At 61.5% G+C, this 16913-nt stretch carries 16 protein-coding genes; 10 read left to right on the top strand and 6 right to left on the bottom strand.

Going from position 1 to position 16913, the window contains the following annotated elements; translation table 11 throughout:
- Nucleotides 1-24 precede the first annotated feature (24 nt).
- The 8 genes from QMK47_RS20925 to QMK47_RS20890 all read left to right on the top strand — a co-directional run bounded on the left by QMK47_RS20925 (nucleotide 25) and on the right by QMK47_RS20890 (nucleotide 7368).
- The gene (locus tag QMK47_RS20925; RefSeq protein WP_320389272.1) at nucleotides 25-1341 is read left to right on the top strand and encodes a TadE/TadG family type IV pilus assembly protein; all 1317 of its coding nucleotides are present in this window, start codon (nucleotides 25-27) and stop codon (nucleotides 1339-1341) included.
- An 8-nt stretch (nucleotides 1342-1349) separates the two neighbouring features.
- The gene (locus QMK47_RS20920; protein WP_320389271.1) at nucleotides 1350-1829 is read left to right on the top strand and encodes a TadE/TadG family type IV pilus assembly protein; all 480 of its coding nucleotides are present in this window, start codon (nucleotides 1350-1352) and stop codon (nucleotides 1827-1829) included.
- Complete coding sequence (locus QMK47_RS20915; RefSeq protein WP_320389270.1) at nucleotides 1829-2323, top strand: TadE/TadG family type IV pilus assembly protein; 495 nt, start codon at nucleotides 1829-1831, stop codon at nucleotides 2321-2323. The genes QMK47_RS20920 and QMK47_RS20915 overlap by 1 nt, the downstream gene beginning before the upstream one ends.
- On the top strand, nucleotides 2317-3537 hold the full coding sequence (locus QMK47_RS20910; protein WP_320389269.1) for an AAA family ATPase: 1221 nt from the start codon (nucleotides 2317-2319) through the stop codon (nucleotides 3535-3537). The genes QMK47_RS20915 and QMK47_RS20910 overlap by 7 nt, the downstream gene beginning before the upstream one ends.
- A 3-nt stretch (nucleotides 3538-3540) precedes the next feature.
- On the top strand, nucleotides 3541-4983 hold the full coding sequence (locus QMK47_RS20905) for a CpaF family protein (RefSeq protein WP_214509694.1): 1443 nt from the start codon (nucleotides 3541-3543) through the stop codon (nucleotides 4981-4983).
- Nucleotides 4980-5966: a type II secretion system F family protein gene (locus QMK47_RS20900; protein ID WP_253476895.1), complete on the top strand. Its 987-nt coding sequence runs from the start codon at nucleotides 4980-4982 to the stop codon at nucleotides 5964-5966. Before QMK47_RS20905 ends, QMK47_RS20900 begins: the two co-directional genes overlap by 4 nt.
- A gap of 27 nt (nucleotides 5967-5993) precedes the next feature.
- On the top strand, nucleotides 5994-6959 hold the full coding sequence (locus QMK47_RS20895) for a type II secretion system F family protein (RefSeq protein WP_214509696.1): 966 nt from the start codon (nucleotides 5994-5996) through the stop codon (nucleotides 6957-6959).
- Nucleotides 6960-7227: 268 nt separating this feature from the next.
- Nucleotides 7228-7368, top strand: a complete 141-nt coding sequence (locus QMK47_RS20890) for a hypothetical protein (protein WP_320390562.1) — start codon at nucleotides 7228-7230, stop codon at nucleotides 7366-7368.
- Nucleotides 7369-7905: 537 nt separating this feature from the next.
- Here the strand turns inward: QMK47_RS20890 and QMK47_RS20885 are convergent.
- The 4 genes from QMK47_RS20885 to QMK47_RS20870 all read right to left on the bottom strand — a co-directional run bounded on the left by QMK47_RS20885 (nucleotide 7906) and on the right by QMK47_RS20870 (nucleotide 11297).
- The gene (locus QMK47_RS20885; RefSeq protein ID WP_013694011.1) at nucleotides 7906-8175 is read right to left on the bottom strand and encodes a DUF3613 domain-containing protein; all 270 of its coding nucleotides are present in this window, start codon (nucleotides 8173-8175) and stop codon (nucleotides 7906-7908) included.
- Between the two features lie 22 nt (nucleotides 8176-8197).
- A complete protein-coding gene (locus tag QMK47_RS20880) occupies nucleotides 8198-8911 on the bottom strand; it encodes a tetratricopeptide repeat protein (RefSeq protein ID WP_214509698.1) in 714 nt (237 codons plus the stop codon).
- Between the two features lie 56 nt (nucleotides 8912-8967).
- Nucleotides 8968-10191, bottom strand: coding sequence for a type II and III secretion system protein family protein (locus tag QMK47_RS20875; protein ID WP_253476892.1), 1224 nt, complete (start codon nucleotides 10189-10191; stop codon nucleotides 8968-8970).
- A 479-nt stretch (nucleotides 10192-10670) separates the two neighbouring features.
- Nucleotides 10671-11297, bottom strand: coding sequence for an alanyl-tRNA editing protein (locus QMK47_RS20870; protein ID WP_258689041.1), 627 nt, complete (start codon nucleotides 11295-11297; stop codon nucleotides 10671-10673).
- Nucleotides 11298-11387: 90 nt separating this feature from the next.
- Between QMK47_RS20870 and QMK47_RS20865 the strand changes: the two genes are divergently transcribed.
- Complete coding sequence (locus QMK47_RS20865) at nucleotides 11388-12386, top strand: LysR family transcriptional regulator (protein ID WP_253476886.1); 999 nt, start codon at nucleotides 11388-11390, stop codon at nucleotides 12384-12386.
- A gap of 644 nt (nucleotides 12387-13030) precedes the next feature.
- Here QMK47_RS20865 and QMK47_RS20860 read toward each other — a convergent pair.
- Together QMK47_RS20860 and QMK47_RS20855 are read right to left on the bottom strand one after the other, a co-directional pair.
- Nucleotides 13031-13438, bottom strand: a complete 408-nt coding sequence (locus tag QMK47_RS20860) for a PA2817 family protein (RefSeq protein ID WP_018604120.1) — start codon at nucleotides 13436-13438, stop codon at nucleotides 13031-13033.
- 103 nt (nucleotides 13439-13541) lie between these two features.
- Complete coding sequence (locus QMK47_RS20855; protein ID WP_320389268.1) at nucleotides 13542-15989, bottom strand: acyl-CoA dehydrogenase; 2448 nt, start codon at nucleotides 15987-15989, stop codon at nucleotides 13542-13544.
- 260 nt (nucleotides 15990-16249) lie between these two features.
- On the opposite strand from QMK47_RS20855, the gene QMK47_RS20850 reads away from it, so the two are divergent.
- Nucleotides 16250-16909, top strand: a complete 660-nt coding sequence (locus QMK47_RS20850) for a transglutaminase-like domain-containing protein (protein WP_253476880.1) — start codon at nucleotides 16250-16252, stop codon at nucleotides 16907-16909.
- The last annotated feature ends 4 nt before the right edge of the window (nucleotides 16910-16913 follow it).

Raw genomic sequence — 16913 nt, 5'->3', positions numbered from 1 at the left:
CCTCAAACGTTGTATGAGGGCTCGATGATGAATGCCAATATCCGGCGCCAGGGAGGGGCGGTGAGTGTACTGATGGTGATCGCGCTGGTAGCGATTTCGATGATGGCGGCGTTGGCCCTGGATGGCGGGCACATGCTGCTGAACAAGACGCGCCTGCAAAATGCGGTGGATGCCGCGGCCTTGGGCGGCGCCAAGACCCTGAGCCAGGTGAGTGGCGGCATCAACATGGCCAGCAGCACCCGCGCGGCGGCCCTGGACACGCTCAACAGAAACGCCAACGCCGCCGGCAACACCGAGCTGGCAACCGCCGTCGCCGGCAACCCGGGTGCGTTTGCCGTGGTGGAGCTCTCCAGCAGCGTCTACGGCCCGTTCTCCTATCCCGGGCCTACCGATGCCAAATACGTACGGGTGTCGGTGTCCAGCTATCAGTTGAGCGGGTTCTTCTGGAGTTTCGTGCAAACGATGGGCAGCGCCGGCTTGGGCAATAAGCGCGTGGCGGCGATTGCCACTGCGGGTCCCAGTCCGACCTCTCCTTGTGACCTGGCGCCGTTGATGGTCTGTGGCGATGCCACTCAATACAACCCGGCCGCCGGCAACTTCTGGGGGTATCAATTTGGCGACCTGGAAGTCTTGAAAACGGCGGCGGGGAACTCGTCGCCCATCGGCCCGGGGAATTTCCAACTGCTGGATTTCGGCTCAGGCGGCAGTGCAGTCCGGGAGGATCTTGCCGGCGGTGGCTCGGTTTGCCGCAGTGTCGGCGACAACGTCCAGACTGCACCAGGTAATAAAGCCGGCCCAACGTCCCAAGGCATGAACACGCGCTTCGGTATCTACAACGGTCCGGTCAGTTCTTCGGACTACCCACCGGACCTGGTCACTACGTCGAGCACCCCGGCGATGACCTACAACGATGTGCTCTCCCAGGCGCAATACAAAGGCAAAGCCGTCACTTCGAGCAACGGCGATCTCTCGGCGGGCGGCGAGGCGATACAGGACTACAACGATTGGCGGACCAAGGTTGCCGCCTGTGTAGCGGGAGGGGCGAGCGGCTGCCAAAGCAACGGGGTTTTCGAACGTCGGATGCTGAAGATCGTGATTGGCAATTGCACCGGCAAGCAGGGCGGTTCCACCTCGATTCCGGTCCTGGGGTTCGGCTGCTATTTCGTCGTGCAGCCGGTGGATGGCGGGGGCTCGGACTCCCTGGTTTTTGGCCAGTTCGTCAAGGAGTGCGAGGGCGATAACGTCCCCGGCCCCACGCCGTCCAGCGATGCCGGCCCGCAGATCATCCAGCTCTACAAAACCTATCTCAACGGCAGCGGCACTCCGAGCACCGACTCGTAGGAGGCGTCATGAGACTTGCCCGATTCAAGCCACCGCAAGCCGAGCAAGGCGTGGCGCTGGTGGAGTTCACCCTGGTGCTGCCATTGCTGCTGTTGTTGCTGCTGGCCTTCGGTGAGTTCGGTCGCATGCTCTACCAGTACAACGTGCTGCTGCAGGCCAGTCGCGATGCCGACCGCTTCGTCGCCAGCCAGGCGTGGAATACCACCCTGGGCGGTATCACGCTGAACAACACGTTGCTGACCCAGACAAAAAACGTTGCGGTGTATGGCGTGCCCAGCGCTGCCGGCACCGCCGCGGTGTCAGGGTTGACCACGGCTAACGTGCAGGTCGCCGCCGTGGGCATCGATCATGTGCGCGTCACTATTACCTATACCTTCTGCCCGGTGATTGGTGCGGGTAACTGCACGGGTTCGATTCCAGGATTTTTCGGCAATGCCATTCCACTGGGCATCCAGTTGGTCGCAACCACTGTCATGAGGGCGCTGTGATGAATAACAAACACATGCGCGGCACTTACATCGTGGAGTTCTCCTTCGTGGGTTTGCTGGTCTTCATCCTGCTGTTTGGCGTGGTGGAAATGGGCCGGCTGTACTTTACGGTCAACGCCCTGGATGAAGCCGCGCGTCGTGGTGTGCGTTTGGCGGCGGTGTGCAATATCAGCGACCCGGTAGTGTTACGCCGGGCCATCTTCAACGCCGCGACGGACGCCGGTACCAGTCAACTGATCAGTAGCCTGGCGACCTCGAACCTGGCGCTGACCTACCTGGACGTCAACGGAGCGGTGGTGGCGAACCCCGCCAACACCACCGGCACCACCGGCTTTAGAGCCATCCGCTATGTCCGGCTGAGCGTGCAGAACTTCGTTTTCAACCTGTTCATTCCCGGCTTAGGCGTGCCCATCACCTTGCCCACGTTCAGGGCAACCTTGCCACGCGAAAGCCTTGGGCGTCATTCCGATTCCGGGGAGATCACACCATGCTGAACACCAAGGAAACTCCGCTTTCGACCGCGACTGGCAGAGGCGGGCTGCGGATACTGATCAGCAGTCGCGATGCCACGTCGCTGCGCGACCTGCAATGCGTCTGCCAGCGCATGCCTGGCCTTGAAGTGAGCACGCGCCTGGTCAGCAACGGCCATGTCGACCCGCTCTACGGCCTGGACCGCATGCCCGATCTGCTGCTGCTACGCGTCAGCCACCTGTGGCGCGAAGAACTGTCGGCGTTGCTGCAACGTCCGGCCCATGAACGTCCGCCGATGCTGGTATGTGGTCCCTTGGGTGAGCAGGAGGGCATGCGCCTGGCGATGCAGGCCGGCGCCCGGGATGTGCTGCCTGAACCTATCGCCGATACCGAATTGGTAGCGGCGCTGAATCGCCTGGTGACGGAAGTCCGCCTCGGCAACGGCAACGAAGGCAAGCTGGTCGCCGTGATCAGCGCCAAGGGCGGCTCCGGCGGAACCCTGGTGGCCTGCAACCTGGCCCAGCAGCTCAGCGCCCGGGCAGGCAATACCTTGCTGCTGGACATGGACCTGCAATTTGGCAGCGTGACCCATTACCTGGACGTGGCGCAGTCCCACAGCCATCTGGAAGTACTGCAGCAGATCGATGACATGGACAGCGTCGCGCTGCGGGGTTTTTGCAGCCACTTCAGCCCGACCCTGCACGTACTGGGTGGCCGGGCTGGCGAATTGTGCCTGCCCCAGGACGCCCAACCGGAACAGCTTGACGCCCTGTTGCAACTGGCCCGCGCCAGTTATGAGTGGGTGGTGGTGGACCTGCCGCGGCAGATCGATCACCTCACCGGTTCGGTGCTGGAACAGGTGGACCGGGTGTACGTGGTGGTGCAACAGAGCGTCAGCCACCTGCGCGATGCCAGCGCCCTGGTGCGGATCCTGCGCGAAGACCTGGGCGTGCGCGGGGATCAATTGCAGATCGTGATCAACCGCTATGACAAAAACGCTGCTGTCAGTCTCAAGGATATCGGCGAGGCCCTGCGTTGCACGAACCTGTCGAAATTGCCCAATGACTTCAACCTGGTCAGCCAGAGTCAGAACACTGGCGTGCCGTTGGGGCTGCATGCGCCGAAGGCGGCAATCACCGCCGCCCTGCGCGATTTGACCGAAGACCTGGTCGGTCACCAGATGGCCACAGACAAGGGCCTGCTTAAACGTGCCTTCAACCGTTTTTTCGGGGGATGACCCATGATCAGCGACTTTCGTAACCGCTTGCGCAAACAGCCCGCCAAACCTGGTGCTTCAGTGGGCGCCCAGCCCGGCGACGGCCTGCCTGACCCGACAGACGCGTTAATGGCCTGGGAGCAGGCCATCCCCGACGTGCTTTACGAAACCCGCAGCCAGGTCACGCCGGTGGAGGCCGAGTGGCGGGAAAAGATCTACCAGCAACTGCTCAAGGTCATGGACCTGTCGTTGCTCGATGCCTTGGAACAAGTCGAGGCCACGCGGCAGATACGCGATATCTGCCAGCGCCTGCTCGAGGAACATTCGGCGCCGGTGAGTACCGTCAGCCGGCAACTGATCATCAAGCAGATCACCGATGAAGTGCTCGGCCTCGGGCCGCTGGAACCGCTGTTGGCCGACCATAGCGTGTCCGACATCCTGGTCAACGGGTTTGCCTCGGTCTACGTCGAGCGCTTCGGCAAGTTGCAACGCACCGACGTGCGTTTTCGCGACGACCAGCATTTACTGAACATCATCGACCGCATCGTTTCCAGCCTGGGGCGACGTATCGACGAGTCCTCGCCCTTGGTGGACGCCCGGCTCAAGGACGGTTCGCGGGTCAACGCGATCATTCCACCGCTGGCCATCGACGGTCCGAGCATGTCGATCCGGCGCTTCGCCGTGGACCTGCTCAACACCGACAGCCTGATCCAGGTCGGCACCATGACCCCGGCCATTGCCTTGCTGCTCAAGGCCATCGTTCGCGGGCGCCTGAACGTGCTGATCTCCGGCGGGACCGGCAGCGGCAAGACCACCATGCTCAACGTGCTGTCCAGTTTCATTCCCCATAACGAACGCATCGTCACCATCGAGGATTCGGCCGAGTTGCAACTGCAGCAACCCCACGTGGTACGCCTGGAAACCCGGCCGTCGAACATCGAGGGGCGCGGCGAGGTGAGCCAGCGGGAGTTGGTGCGCAACAGCCTGCGGATGCGTCCGGACCGCATTGTCATTGGCGAGGTGCGCGGCGCCGAGGCGATGGACATGCTCACGGCGATGAACACCGGTCACGATGGTTCGCTGACCACCATTCACGCCAACACCGCGCGGGATGCCCTGGGGCGAGTCGAGAACATGGTGTCGATGACCGGGGCGACTTTTCCGATCAAGGCCATGCGTCAACAAATTGCCTCGGCCATTGATGTGGTGATCCAACTGGAGCGTCAAGAAGACGGCAAGCGACGCGTGGTGAGCATGCAAGAGATCAACGGGATGGAAGGAGAGATCATCACCATGACCGAAATTTTCTCCTTCGTGCGCCAGGGCATCGGCGAGCACGGCGAGGTGCTTGGGGAGTATCGGCCCAGTGGCATGATCCCGGCCTTCCGCGATGTGCTGGCCAAGCGCGGCATCGAACTGCCACTGACCCTGTTTCGCCCTGAGTGGATGGAGGGCCGGACGTCATGAGCAATATCCCCAGTGAATTCATCCTGATTTTCCTCGGCATGGTGTTCATCGCCGTATTCCTGCTGTCCCAGGGCGTGGTGGTGCCGGTGTTCGGCGAAGCCGGCAAGATGCGCAAGCGCATTCGCGGGCGCCTGCATGTGCTGGAGAAAGCCAACCACTTGCCCAACATGCAGACCGTGTTGCGGCAGAAATACCTGACGCGGCTGTCACCCTTGGAGGCCCGCCTGGAACAGCTGCCGTTCATGGCCAACCTGACCCAACTGATCGAGCAGGCCGGGCATGAATACCGGGCTTATCGGGTCATGCTGCTCGGTCTGATCCTGGGGGCGGCGGCCGGTGCCTTGGTGCTGATGGTCTCGCCCGTCTGGTGGCTGGCGCTGCTGGCGGCATTTGCGCTGACCTGGGTGCCGGTGCTGAAAATCCTGCGTGACCGCAACAAGCGTTTCGCCGCGTTCGAGGAGGGTTTGCCGGATGCGCTGGACGCCATGTGCCGGGCCCTGCGCGCCGGGCATCCGTTCAACGAAACCCTGCGCCTGGTCGCCGAGGAGCACAAAGGACCGGTCGCCCAGGAATTCGGCATGACGTTTTCCGACATCAACTATGGCAACGATGTGCGCCGGGCCATGCTCGGCCTGCTGGAGCGCATGCCGAGCATGACGGTGATGATGCTGGTGACCTCGATCCTGATCCACCGTGAGACCGGTGGCAACCTGACCGAAGTGCTGGAGCGCCTGAGTCGCTTGATTCGTGGGCGGTTTCGTTTCCAGCGCAAGATCAGGACGCTGTCGGCGGAAGGGCGCATGTCGGCCTGGGTGCTGGTGGCGATCCCCTTCGTGCTGGCGATCGCCATCGTGCTCACCAGCCCCAGCTACATGCCAGTACTGATCAATGACCCCATAGGGCACAAGCTGATCATCGGCGCGTTCTGCGCCATGTTGATCGGGATTTTCTGGATAAGAAAGATCATCCGGATCCAGGTATAAGCGCTGTTGCGCCGAGAGGTTTCAGTCATGGACTTTTTGCTCGGATTGTTGAGTCGGTTTACCGGCAACGAAGAGCTGGCACGCCTGTTGTTCGTCACCGTGGTCGGCGTCAGCACGGTGTTGGCGGTCGTCGCGCTCATGCTATTGATGTTGGGCTTGCAGGATCCGGTGCAGCGGCGCTTGGCGCTGATCAAGCGCGGTTACGCTGGCAACACTGTGGGGCAGGAGGCGCCCAGTAACCTGCAGCTCTTGCTGGAACGGGTTGGCCAGCGCTTTGCCTCGACCGATCAGGCCCACACGTCCGCGACCCAGACCTTGCTGACCCATGCCGGTTACCGGTCTGCCTCGGCGGTGCAGATGTATTGGGCGGTGCGCCTGATGTTGCCGTTGTTGATGGTCGGCGTTGCGTTGTTGCTGCTGCCGATGGTCAAGGTTTCAGTGGCCATCGGCCTGCTGGCGGTGACCCTTGTGGCGGGCATTGGCTGGTTGCTGCCGGCGATCTACGTCGGCAAACGCAAGGAGGCACGGCAAGGCCGGCTGCGTGCCGCATTCCCGGATGCGCTGGACCTGATGGTGGTTTGCGTCGAGTCGGGCCTGGCCCTGCCCACGACGATCGAGCGGGTGGCTGAAGAGATGTCGGTCAGCCAGGTTGAACTGGCCGAGGAGCTGGCGCTGGTCAATGCGCAGATCCGGGCGGGCATCACCAGCACCGAGGCCCTCAAGCAACTGGCCGTGCGTACCGGCCTGGAGGATATCCAGGGTCTGGTCAGCCTGCTGGCGCAGAGCATCCGTTTCGGCACTAGCGTGGCCGATACCCTGCGGATCTACGCCGATGAGTTTCGCGACCGGCGTACCCAGGCTGCCGAAGAAATGGGGGCCAAGATTGGCACCAAGCTGATCTTTCCGCTGATTTTCTGCCTGTGGCCGAGCTTCTTCCTGGTTGCCATTGGTCCGGCCATGATCGGTGTGTTCAGGGCCTTCGGGAATATGTAGATCGGTGGGTGTTCATGGGGCTTGTGTTCACCACAGTCCCATTGTGGGAGCGAGCTTGCTCGCGATGGCGGCCTGACAGTTGGCCAGGGTTTTGTTGATCGAGTACATATCCATTGCTGCGGTAACGGCTGCTTAGGGTTTCGCCCTGACGGCGACTCACTTTTGAGAAGCCCGGAAGCCGGCCCAGTCAAAAGTAAGCAAAACGCTTCATGCCCCACCACTCGGTGCCTCGCCTAGGCTCGGCATGCCCTCTCTCCGGCATTGCTCCGTGGGCCGCCGCGAAGGGCCATCCATGACCCAGCGCGGCTATCCCGGCATCCATGCCGGGATGCCCACTGCGCAATGCCTGCGTTCGGCCAGCGTGGTTAACGGGGCGCCCGAGATCAACGTCCACCGCGAGGCGGCCTAGTAGCCGACCTGGCTCTCCCGGTCGTACACCCCACAGATCTGTGGGAACCATCAGATCTGTGGGAGCAAAGCTTGCTCGCGAGGCGGCCTGACAGCCGACCTGGTTCTCCCGGTCGTACACCTTATCAGATCTGTGGGAACCATCAGATCTGTGGGAGCAAAGCTTGCTCGCGAGGCGGCCTGACAGCCGACCTGGTTCTCCCGGTCGTACACCTCATCAGATCTGTGGGAGCCATCAGATCTGTGGGAGCAAAGCTTGCTCGCGAGGCGGCCTGACAGCCGACCTGGCTCTCCCGGTCGTACCCCGATCCATTGTGGGAGCGAGCCTGCTCGCGATAGCGGTGGGTCAGCTTGCATGGATGTTGGATATGAAGGCCTCTTCGCGAGCAAGCTCGCTCCCACAGGTTTTTTATTCCTACAATCTTGCGCCTTTAGTCAGCCGACCGTTCAAGCCAAAAGACCGCAGCCTCCGGAAGTACCTACATCGGATCAAATGTAGGTACTTCCAGAGGCCGCGGTCTTTCGTTTCCAGCATGCTTCATTTGCTGCTGGTGATTTCTCCTGCCGAGTCCTGGTCAAAGAATTCCGGGATCGGGTAGTTGAAGCTGTTGAGCCAACGCTGCATGGCCATCTCGCGTTCGGCGGCCGAGGCGGTTTGCAGGTTGGTGGAGGCCACCACGCCGCGAATCTGCAGTTGCATCCAGCTCTCGGTGCCTTGCTGTGCGGGCGAAGAGGGGCCCGGGTCAATGGCCCAGGCACTGCTGGAAAGGCTCACCATGCATGCAATCATCAATTGTTTGGTCATCATTTCTTGGACTCCTCGTAACGCTCTACTTGACCGCGCCAGTTGAGGCGTCGACAACCTCGGTCAGGCGGTTGGCTTGTGACGTCACGGCGTTAGCGGCCGAACCCCTGATTTTTTCCGCACGGGCTTGGGCATCTGCCACTTGTTGGGGGCTCAGCTTGGCCATGTTCGCGAGCTCGGCGGCCTGCTTCCAGTTGTCCTGGTAGATCAGCAGGGTCACCATGTTGAGCGCTGCCAGCGTGTCTGACTGCTGGAGCTCCATCGCGGTCATGAACTCGAAGCGGGCTTCTGAAATGCGTCGTTGGTTGAGGTAGACGACCCCCAGGTCGTTGCGAATCTTGCCTTCGGTCGGGGCCATTTTCGCTGCGCGTTCGAGGTATTGCGTAGCCGTCGCATTGTCATTTCTGGCAGCCGCCAACTGCCCAAGACCATGTTCACCGTCTGCGGCCAGGCATGTCCCGAGCAGGCTTTTGTACAACGGTTCGGCCTCGTTGCGACCCATCAGGCGCAGCACCCGAGCCTTGCGCAGGCGGACCTGGACCAAGTCATCGGGCAAGCGTTCGAGGTTCGCCAGGCTGGCGTACAAACGACCTTCGTTGGCCATGTCTTCGGCCATGTTCAGGGCCAGTTCCTGGTCGGATTCGGGCTTGGCGCACTGGGTCGAGCGTGAAGCCACTACGCCGTTGCTGGCACAGCCGGCGAGCATCAAGGTCGCCGCTATTGCGATCACTGCTTTCATTGAATGCCCCTTGGCAAGCCGTTGGACAATAGGTGCTTCGCACGTCTGGCGCCGGCTCATTGGGAAAGCCCGCTGCGGTTGTCGAACTCGCCATGTTCGAGGAAGTACATGCGGTAGAAATTCGGGTCGTAATTACGCAGTTGCTCGCCCGGCAACGTTGGCAGTTGCGCGTCGGCGGCCAACGGTTGGACCAGGTGCGGCGTGACGATCATCAGCAGCTCGCGCTCTTCGCGGTTGATGGAGTTGTCGCGAAAGAACGCGCCGAGAATCGGTATATCGCCCAGCCCCGGAAACTTGTTCACCTGGGAGCTGTTGCGGGTGCTGATCAGGCCGCTGATGACGAAGCTTTCGCCATCGGCCAAGGCGATGCTGGTGTCGGTACGACGCACCGTGAGTGCAGGCACCAGTGTCCCGGCGATGTTCACCGCGTTGGTGAAGTCCAGCTCACTGACTTCCGGCGCCACCTTCAGCGCGATGCGATTCTTGCCGATGACGGTGGGGGTCAGGGTCAGGCGAATGCCGAACTCCTTGTACTCGATTGACACGTTGTCGCTGCCGGCACTGGGCACCGGGATCGGCACTTCGCCGCCGGCCAGGAAGCTCGCGCTTTGCCCGCTGAGGGCCACCAGGCTCGGCCGCGCCAGGGTATAGGCGAAACCACTGCCTTCCAGTGCGTTGATCATCAACAGCGTTTTACCGGTGGCAAAAGACAGGTTGAACATGTCGTTATTGACCGGCAATGAAGGCCGGACAATACCGCCGACGGTGGGCAAGGTCCTCGGCGAGCCGAACAGGAAGTTGCCACGGCTGCCAAAAATCGACGTCGAGGCTTCCTTGAGTTTGGTCCGGCTGACTTCAACGAAACGAATGTCGGTCTGTACCTGGGCAAGCAGCATCGGATCTTCGGACGGGATGCTCGCCGCGCCGGTCAGCGCCTCGGTGGCCCGGCCTTTGACAAAGACCATGCTCTGGCGCGGTATTTTCGAACAGTCGGTCCAGACCATCAGGCTGGTGGCGCCGGGCGCCAGGCCCGTGAGAATAAAGGCATCGTTGCCACTGGGCTGCACATCGGCAATTTTTGGGTCGCCGACGGCCAACTTCGTCACGGGGGCGAGGATGCGCAGTTCGCTCTGGAGCCCTTGGCCGACCTCGAAGGTTGCCGGCAAATTGTCCAGCTGCGAACAATTTGCCGCTGCGGCCTGGGCCGCATCCAAGCCAAGACCCATCCAGAACAGGCCATGAAGGAAATGTTTTAGAACGGGAGCAGTACGATGGGTCATGAAGTGATCCTCGATGAAGAGACCATCCCTAGGCTTAACTATTTGCCGCGGATCACTTAAGAGGCCCGGGCTACCCCTTTCCATCTAACCTGATCGTTCATTGGTTCCGGTTTCAGGCCGCGTCGCTTACCAGCAAACGGGCGCATTTCACCGGCCTGACTGAACGACAGGCTGCTTGCAAACAACGTTTCGGTACCCGGGGGATCCGGGATTTACGAAGGCAAAGACGGTGTCGATCAGGTCGCTTCAGGAGCGTTTTGCCGACCCTGTCATCGCTTCTGTTTGACGGTAGTTCAAGCATGGCAAAGCGCCACGCCTTAAATAAAAAAAATGACTAAAAAGTGACGGAAGGGAAAAACTCGCGCAAGCGGGCGTCAATAATCTGTCTTTTTGTGTTGTGAAGGGGATTTGCAGGAGCCAGACCTGACAGGGGGAGGCGAGGCCTGCGAGCCATTGCGGGTCGCAGGGGCTGGCGGATATCAGGCCACGTGGTAGTGCACTGACAGTGTTCCTTTCTTTTGCGAAAGCGAGGCGATGGTGACGGTTCCCAGTTCCTGCAGGTGCTGCACGTGAGTGCCGCCGCAACCGTAGGCGGCCAGCTCACCGAAACCGACTTCGCGCAGGCCCTCGCGCAACGTGATCAAGCGCGACAGGTCGTTGGCAATCCATTCGTCGATGCCTTGCTGAATGATCGAGATGTCCAGTTCCTGAGGATTTTCCCCTGGCTGGAACTGCACGCGGCTTTCACCGGGCCAATGATGGGCCTTGATCGGCGTCCAGCCACGGGTCTCGGCGAAATGGCCGATCAGATGCCCAGCCGAGTGCAGACGCGCATTCAACTGTCGGCGCTGCGCATCCACGCGGATCGCAGCCGTGCCCAAGGCCACCGGGCGGTCGACGTAATGGACGATCTGTGGCCCTTCCTGGACCACGCGCAGCACCTGGCTTTCACCGATCCATCCGGTGTCGCAGGGCTGACCGCCACCCTGGGGATGGAACAGCGTGGCGTGCAGCACCACGGCAAATTCATGTTCCCGGGGGCTGCAATCCAGGACTTCCACGTTGGCCTTGAGGTCATCGCTATGGAAAAAGAGGCGAAGCGTCATGTGCCATACCCACATCAGAAATTGTGACGGGATTATAAGTAGGGCATAAAAGGGTGATAATCCGTTCAAATTTCAAAGGACTGTTGCGCCATGAGCACAAATCTACCATTGCCGTTGCTGGCCGAAATGGCCATCTTCGTCAAGGTCGTGGAGACCGGCAGTTTCTCCGAGGCGGCCCGCCAGTCAGGTTCATCACCATCGGCCATCAGCCGCAGTATTTCTCGCCTGGAGAAAGCCCTGGCGACCCGTTTGTTGCAACGCACCACCCGCAAGTTGCGTTTGAGCGATGGTGGGGAAGAGGTGTTCAAGCGCTGTCAGGAAATGGTCGCTGCCGCTCGGTCGGTGATGGAAATCAGCGGGCAGTTCACCCAGGAGGCTGAAGGCCGCATCCGCGTCAGCGTACCCAAGGCGGTGGGGCGTTTCGTGATTCATCCGCACATGCCCGAATTCTTGCGTCGTTATCCGAAGGTCGATGTGGAGCTGTTCCTGGAGGATCGGCAGGTTGACCTGATCGACGATCATGTCGACCTGGCCATCCGGATTACCGATCAACCTCCGGTCGGGCTGGTGGGGCGTCAGTTGCTGACCATCGATCACCTGCTCTGCGCCACGCCGCAATACCTGGCCGAACACGGTACGCCCACGCATCCTCACGACTTGTTGGAACACAGCTGCATTTACCTGGGGGCAACCCCGAACGACGCGCGCTGGAAATTCAAGAAAGGCAGCAAGTCCGTCACCGTCGGCGTGCATGGGCGCTACGCGGCCAATCACACGGGCGTGCGGTTGGGGGCCGTCTTGCAGCACATCGGCATTGGCAGCCTGCCGTACTTCACCGCCCGTCATGCCTTGGAGCAAGGCTTGATCGTGCAGGTATTGGCCGACTGGACGTTCCTGGCTTCCTACCACGGTGGCTTGTGGTTGCTGCATTCACCGACTCGTTACCTACCGCCCAAGCTGCGGGTGTTCATTGATTATCTGGTGGCGTGCCTGGAGAAAGAGCCGACCTTGAGCACGGTGGGCGGCGGGAGTGGCCCCAGCCAGGTCGCGACGGGTTATGAGTTGCCGGAGAGTGATGGGTTGTTTTGACCGGCCTCATCGCGAGCAAGCTCGCTCCCACAGAAGCCGCTGCGTACATGAGTTTTATGATCAACCACAAACCAGTGGGGAGCTTGCTCGCGATGGCGGGGTGTCAGTCGACATGGATTTTGTTGACCAGGTACATATCCGTTGCTGCGGTAACGGCTACTTAGGGTTCAGCCCTTACGGCGGCTCACTTTTTTTCAGACGCCAAAAAAGTAAGCAAAAAAGGCTTGCCCCACCACTCGGTGCCTCGCCTAGGCTCGGCATGCCCTCTCTCCGGCATTGCTCCGTGGGCCCGCCGCGAAGGGCCATCCATGGCCCAGCGCGGCTATCCCGGCATCCATGCCGGGTTGCCCACTCCACAATGCCTGCGTTCGGCCATCGTGGTTAACGGGGCCTCCAGATCAAAAGCAAAAGCGAGGCGGCCTGATAGCCGACCTGGCTCTTGCGGTCGTACACCCTTCCGATCTGTGGGAGCAAAGCTTGCTCGCGAGGCGGCCTGGCAGCCGACCAGGCTCTCTCAGTCGTACACCGATCCAACTGTGGGAGCGAGCTTGCTCGCGATGAGGTCCGTCCAGGCAACACACTTTGGCAAGGCAAAAAAAAGCCCGCCGGGTTAACCGTGCGGGCCTTTGCATGACGGATCGTAATCAGTGCTTGCTGTCCTGCTCCGACATCGCCAGCAATTGCTTTTCCTGGTTCCAGTCGAAAGGCTCGTCGTTTTGCTCGGCTTCGAAACGACGCTCCTCCAGGGCCTGGTACAGGGCGATTTCTTCGTCGGGCATGTAGTGCAGGCAGTCGCCGGCGAAGTACCAGAGCAGGTCGCGAGGCACCAGGTGGGCAATTTGTGGATAACGGACGATCACTTGGCACAGGAGATCCTGGCCCAGGTACTGGCTTTCGATCGGGTCGACGGGCAGTTGCGCGCGCAACTCGTCGAAGCGCTCCAGAAACAGGGCGTGGCTTTCTTCGGGCACCTGTTCGGCCTCACCCACGGCGACCAGGATGCTGCGCAAGTGGTCAAGCAAGACAAGGTGATCGGCAACGACATTGGACACGAGATAAGTCCTCAAGAGCAAAACGGGCGCAGGAGTATAAAGCCCTTGCGCCGGCTTTTATAGGTGAAGAGCTGTAGCTCACGAGCGTAGCCTGTCGTCAGGATCAACGGACCTTGTCCTGCGCCAGCGTCAACTCCTCCTTATCGAAGTCATCCACATCGATGACCTTGCGCCGCGCCGCCTCGGCCGCGCGCAAGGTCTGCGCTTCACCGGCTTGCAGCACACCCGCTTCCAGGGCTGCGTCGATGAGGGGTTCGCCCGGCGCTGGGTTGAGCTGACCCTGCTTGAGCGCCACGTGCAGTTTCTTGTGCAGCGGATGGGCGGCGGCCAGCAGGTCGGCGGCGTGTTGCAGGGCGCCCACCGGGTCGTCGGCTGATTGTGGGCGATAGCAGCCCTGCAGCAACTCTTCGAGGGTCGGGTCACCCTTGGGCCGACCAATGACCGCCGCCACCTCGGCGTCGAGCCTGTCGCTCGGGCCCTTGTGACGACGACCGAAGGGGAACACCACCAGGCGCAACAGGCAGCCCAGCACCCGGTTCGGAAAGTTGTCCAGCAGTTCATCCAGCGCACGCTCCGACTGGCCCAGGCTTTCCTCCATGGCCCAGGTGAACAGCGGTGTCATGTGGTCCGGCGAGTCCAGGTCGTGATAGCGCTTGAGCGCTGCGGACGCCAGGTACAGGTTGCTCAATACGTCGCCCAGGCGGGCCGACAAGCGTTCCCGGCGTTTGAGTTCGCCCCCCAGCAGCATCATGCTCAGGTCCGCCAGCAGGGCGAACGCCGCAGCCTGCCGGTTGAGGGCGCGGAAATAACCTTGGCTCAAGCCATTGCCGGGGGCCTTCTCGAAATGCCCCAGGCCGAGGTTGAGCACCAGGGTGCTGGCGGCGTTGCTCACGGCAAAACCAATGTGCTTGAGCAGCAAGGCGTCGAACTCGACCAGCGCCTGGTCCTTGTCTTCACGGCTTGCCAGGGCCATTTCCTTGAGCACGAACGGATGGCAGCGAATGGCGCCCTGACCAAAGATCATCAGGTTGCGCGACAGGATGTTCGCGCCTTCGACCGTGATGAAGATCGGCGCACCTTGCCAACTGCGACCCAGGTAATTGTTCGGGCCCATGATGATGCCCTTGCCGCCATGCACGTCCATGGCGTGGCTGATGCACTCGCGGCCGCGTTCGGTCAGGTGGTACTTGAGAATGGCCGACAGCACCGAAGGCTTTTCCCCCAGGTCCACGGCGTTGGCGGTAAGCATGCGCGCAGCATCCATCATCCAGGCGTTGCCACCGATGCGCGCCATGGCTTCCTGGATACCTTCGAACGCCGACAACGGTACGTTGAACTGTTCGCGCACCTGGGCGTACTGGCCCGTCACCAGGCTGGTGAACTTCGCCGCACCGGTGCCCACCGCCGGCAGGGAAATCGAACGCCCGACCGACAGGCAGTTCATCAGCATCATCCAGCCCTTGCCGAGCATGTCCTGGCCGCCAATGAGGAAGTCCAGCGGGATGAACACGTCCTTGCCCCAGTTCGGCCCGTTCATGAACGCGGCGCCAAGGGGCAGGTGACGGCGGCCGATATGCACGCCAGGGGTGTCGGTGGGAATCAAGGCGAGGCTGATGCCCAGGTCTTCTTCCTCACCCAGCAGGTGGTCGGGGTCATACGCCTTGAAGGCCAGGCCCAGGAGGGTGGCTACCGGACCGAGGGTGATGTAGCGCTTTTCCCAGTTCAGGCGCAGGCCCAATGTTTCCTGGCCTTCCCATTCACCCTTGCAGATGATGCCGGTGTCGGGCATCGCCCCGGCGTCGGAACCGGCCAGCGGCCCGGTCAGGGCGAAGCAGGGAATATCGTCGCCACGGGCCAGTCGCGGCAGGTAATGGTCGCGTTGCTCATCAGTGCCGTAGTGCAACAGCAGTTCTGCCGGGCCAAGGGAGTTGGGGACCATCACGGTGGAGGCCAGGTCGCCGCTGCGCGTGGCCAGTTTCATTGCCACCTGGGAATGGGCGTAGGCAGAAAAGCCTTTGCCGCCGTATTCCTTGGGAATGATCAACGCGAAGAACCCGTGCTCCTTTATATGAGCCCAGGCTTCAGGCGGCAGGTCCATGGCCTGGCCGATCTGCCAGTCGCTGACCATTGCGCAGAGGGCTTCGGTGGGGCCGTCGAGGAACGCCTGCTCCTCCTCGGTCAGTTGCACCTTGGGGTAGGCCAGCAGCAAGTCCCAGTCCGGGCGGCCGCTGAACAGTTCGCCGTCCCACCACACCGTGCCGGCGTCGATGGCGTCGCGCTCGGTCTCGGACATGGGCGGCAGGGTTTTCTGGAACCACTCGAACATCGGTGCACTGAAGTATTTGCGGCGCAGGTCCGGTAGCAGCAGCGGGGCGGCGACAGCCGCGAGTACCACCCAGAGGATCAGCAGCAGCCAGCCGGGCGCATGGCTGAAAATACCCATGGCCAACAGATAGACCGCGACGATACCCAGCGCGGGCAGCGGGTCGGTGCGCCGATGCGCCAGCCAGGCGATCCCGACGACCAGGACCAGTATCCACAACAACAGCATATGTAATCCTCCGTGAACCAAGGCAAAACCGACCTTCAGAGCTTAGACGGCATCTGCAAAACCGGCGGTCAGCGCGATGTGATTGATTTCGTGGGAAACCCTGGGTGCATTGCGCCAGTCTGGTTGGCAACAGCCGTGGGAAATCGTTCGTTAACAAGGTGAGAAAACGCCATTGTTTGGCCGGAATGCCGTTATCGTTGGCTGAGGGCTGTGGATAAACTCGAGGCAAGCGGTGATGTTTCTCCAGAGGCCTTCCTTTTATGCAGCAATACCTGAACCCCGGCCCCTTCATCGACAGCGATCACCTCGCGGTCATCGACTTCGCCGAAACCCACCGCGGCACCGACCGCGACCCGCTGGCGCAAGCGGTCAGCCTGTATTACGCCGTGCGCGAGGCAGTGCGCTACAACCCCTACACTTTCAGTCGCGACCCGGCGACCCTGCGCGGCAGTTACGCGCTGGCTGTCGGCGAAAGCTATTGTGTGCCCAAGGCCACCTTGCTGGCCGGCTGCGCCCGGCATTGCGGCATCCCGGCGCGCATCGGCCTGGCGGATGTCCGCAATCACTTGTCCACACCGCGCTTGCTGGAATTGCTCAGGAGCGACGTGTTCGCCATGCACGGTTATACCGAGCTGTACCTGAACGACCGCTGGGTCAAGGCCACGCCGGCATTCAACCAGGGGCTGTGCGAGTTGTTCGACGTGGCCCCGCTGGAATTCGACGGTCGCCACGACAGCGTGTTCCACCCATTTAATCGGCAAGGGGCGAAGCTGATGGAGTACCTCACCGACCACGGCCAGTTCGCCGATGTGCCCGAAGCGTTCTTCTTCGAACACCTGGAGAAATGCTACCCGCACCTGTTCGGCGCGCAGGTGCCGCGCTTGCTCGGCGACCTGCAGGGCGATTTGAGTCGCGCCTGATCCG

Source organism: Pseudomonas sp. P9_35 (genome assembly GCF_034008205.1).
Lineage (GTDB): Bacteria > Pseudomonadota > Gammaproteobacteria > Pseudomonadales > Pseudomonadaceae > Aquipseudomonas > Aquipseudomonas kilonensis.
Note: the sequence above shows the minus strand (reverse complement) of the source record. Positions and strands in the feature narration are given on the sequence as shown.

Excerpts from the sequence above, each read along its gene's own strand:
- QMK47_RS20880 (WP_214509698.1), bottom strand. The coding sequence starts at position 8,911 with ATGAAAGCAGTGATCGCAATAGCGGCGACCTTGATGCTCGCCGGCTGT.
- QMK47_RS20920 (WP_320389271.1), top strand. The coding sequence starts at position 1,350 with ATGAGACTTGCCCGATTCAAGCCACCGCAAGCCGAGCAAGGCGTGGCG.
- QMK47_RS20865 (WP_253476886.1), top strand. The coding sequence starts at position 11,388 with ATGAGCACAAATCTACCATTGCCGTTGCTGGCCGAAATGGCCATCTTC.
- QMK47_RS20915 (WP_320389270.1), top strand. The coding sequence starts at position 1,829 with ATGAATAACAAACACATGCGCGGCACTTACATCGTGGAGTTCTCCTTC.
- QMK47_RS20905 (WP_214509694.1), top strand. The coding sequence starts at position 3,541 with ATGATCAGCGACTTTCGTAACCGCTTGCGCAAACAGCCCGCCAAACCT.
- QMK47_RS20925 (WP_320389272.1), top strand. The coding sequence starts at position 25 with ATGATGAATGCCAATATCCGGCGCCAGGGAGGGGCGGTGAGTGTACTG.
- QMK47_RS20900 (WP_253476895.1), top strand. The coding sequence starts at position 4,980 with ATGAGCAATATCCCCAGTGAATTCATCCTGATTTTCCTCGGCATGGTG.
- QMK47_RS20855 (WP_320389268.1), bottom strand. The coding sequence starts at position 15,989 with ATGCTGTTGTTGTGGATACTGGTCCTGGTCGTCGGGATCGCCTGGCTG.
- QMK47_RS20850 (WP_253476880.1), top strand. The coding sequence starts at position 16,250 with ATGCAGCAATACCTGAACCCCGGCCCCTTCATCGACAGCGATCACCTC.
- QMK47_RS20910 (WP_320389269.1), top strand. The coding sequence starts at position 2,317 with ATGCTGAACACCAAGGAAACTCCGCTTTCGACCGCGACTGGCAGAGGC.
- QMK47_RS20875 (WP_253476892.1), bottom strand. The coding sequence starts at position 10,191 with ATGACCCATCGTACTGCTCCCGTTCTAAAACATTTCCTTCATGGCCTG.
- QMK47_RS20870 (WP_258689041.1), bottom strand. The coding sequence starts at position 11,297 with ATGACGCTTCGCCTCTTTTTCCATAGCGATGACCTCAAGGCCAACGTG.
- QMK47_RS20895 (WP_214509696.1), top strand. The coding sequence starts at position 5,994 with ATGGACTTTTTGCTCGGATTGTTGAGTCGGTTTACCGGCAACGAAGAG.
- QMK47_RS20885 (WP_013694011.1), bottom strand. The coding sequence starts at position 8,175 with ATGATGACCAAACAATTGATGATTGCATGCATGGTGAGCCTTTCCAGC.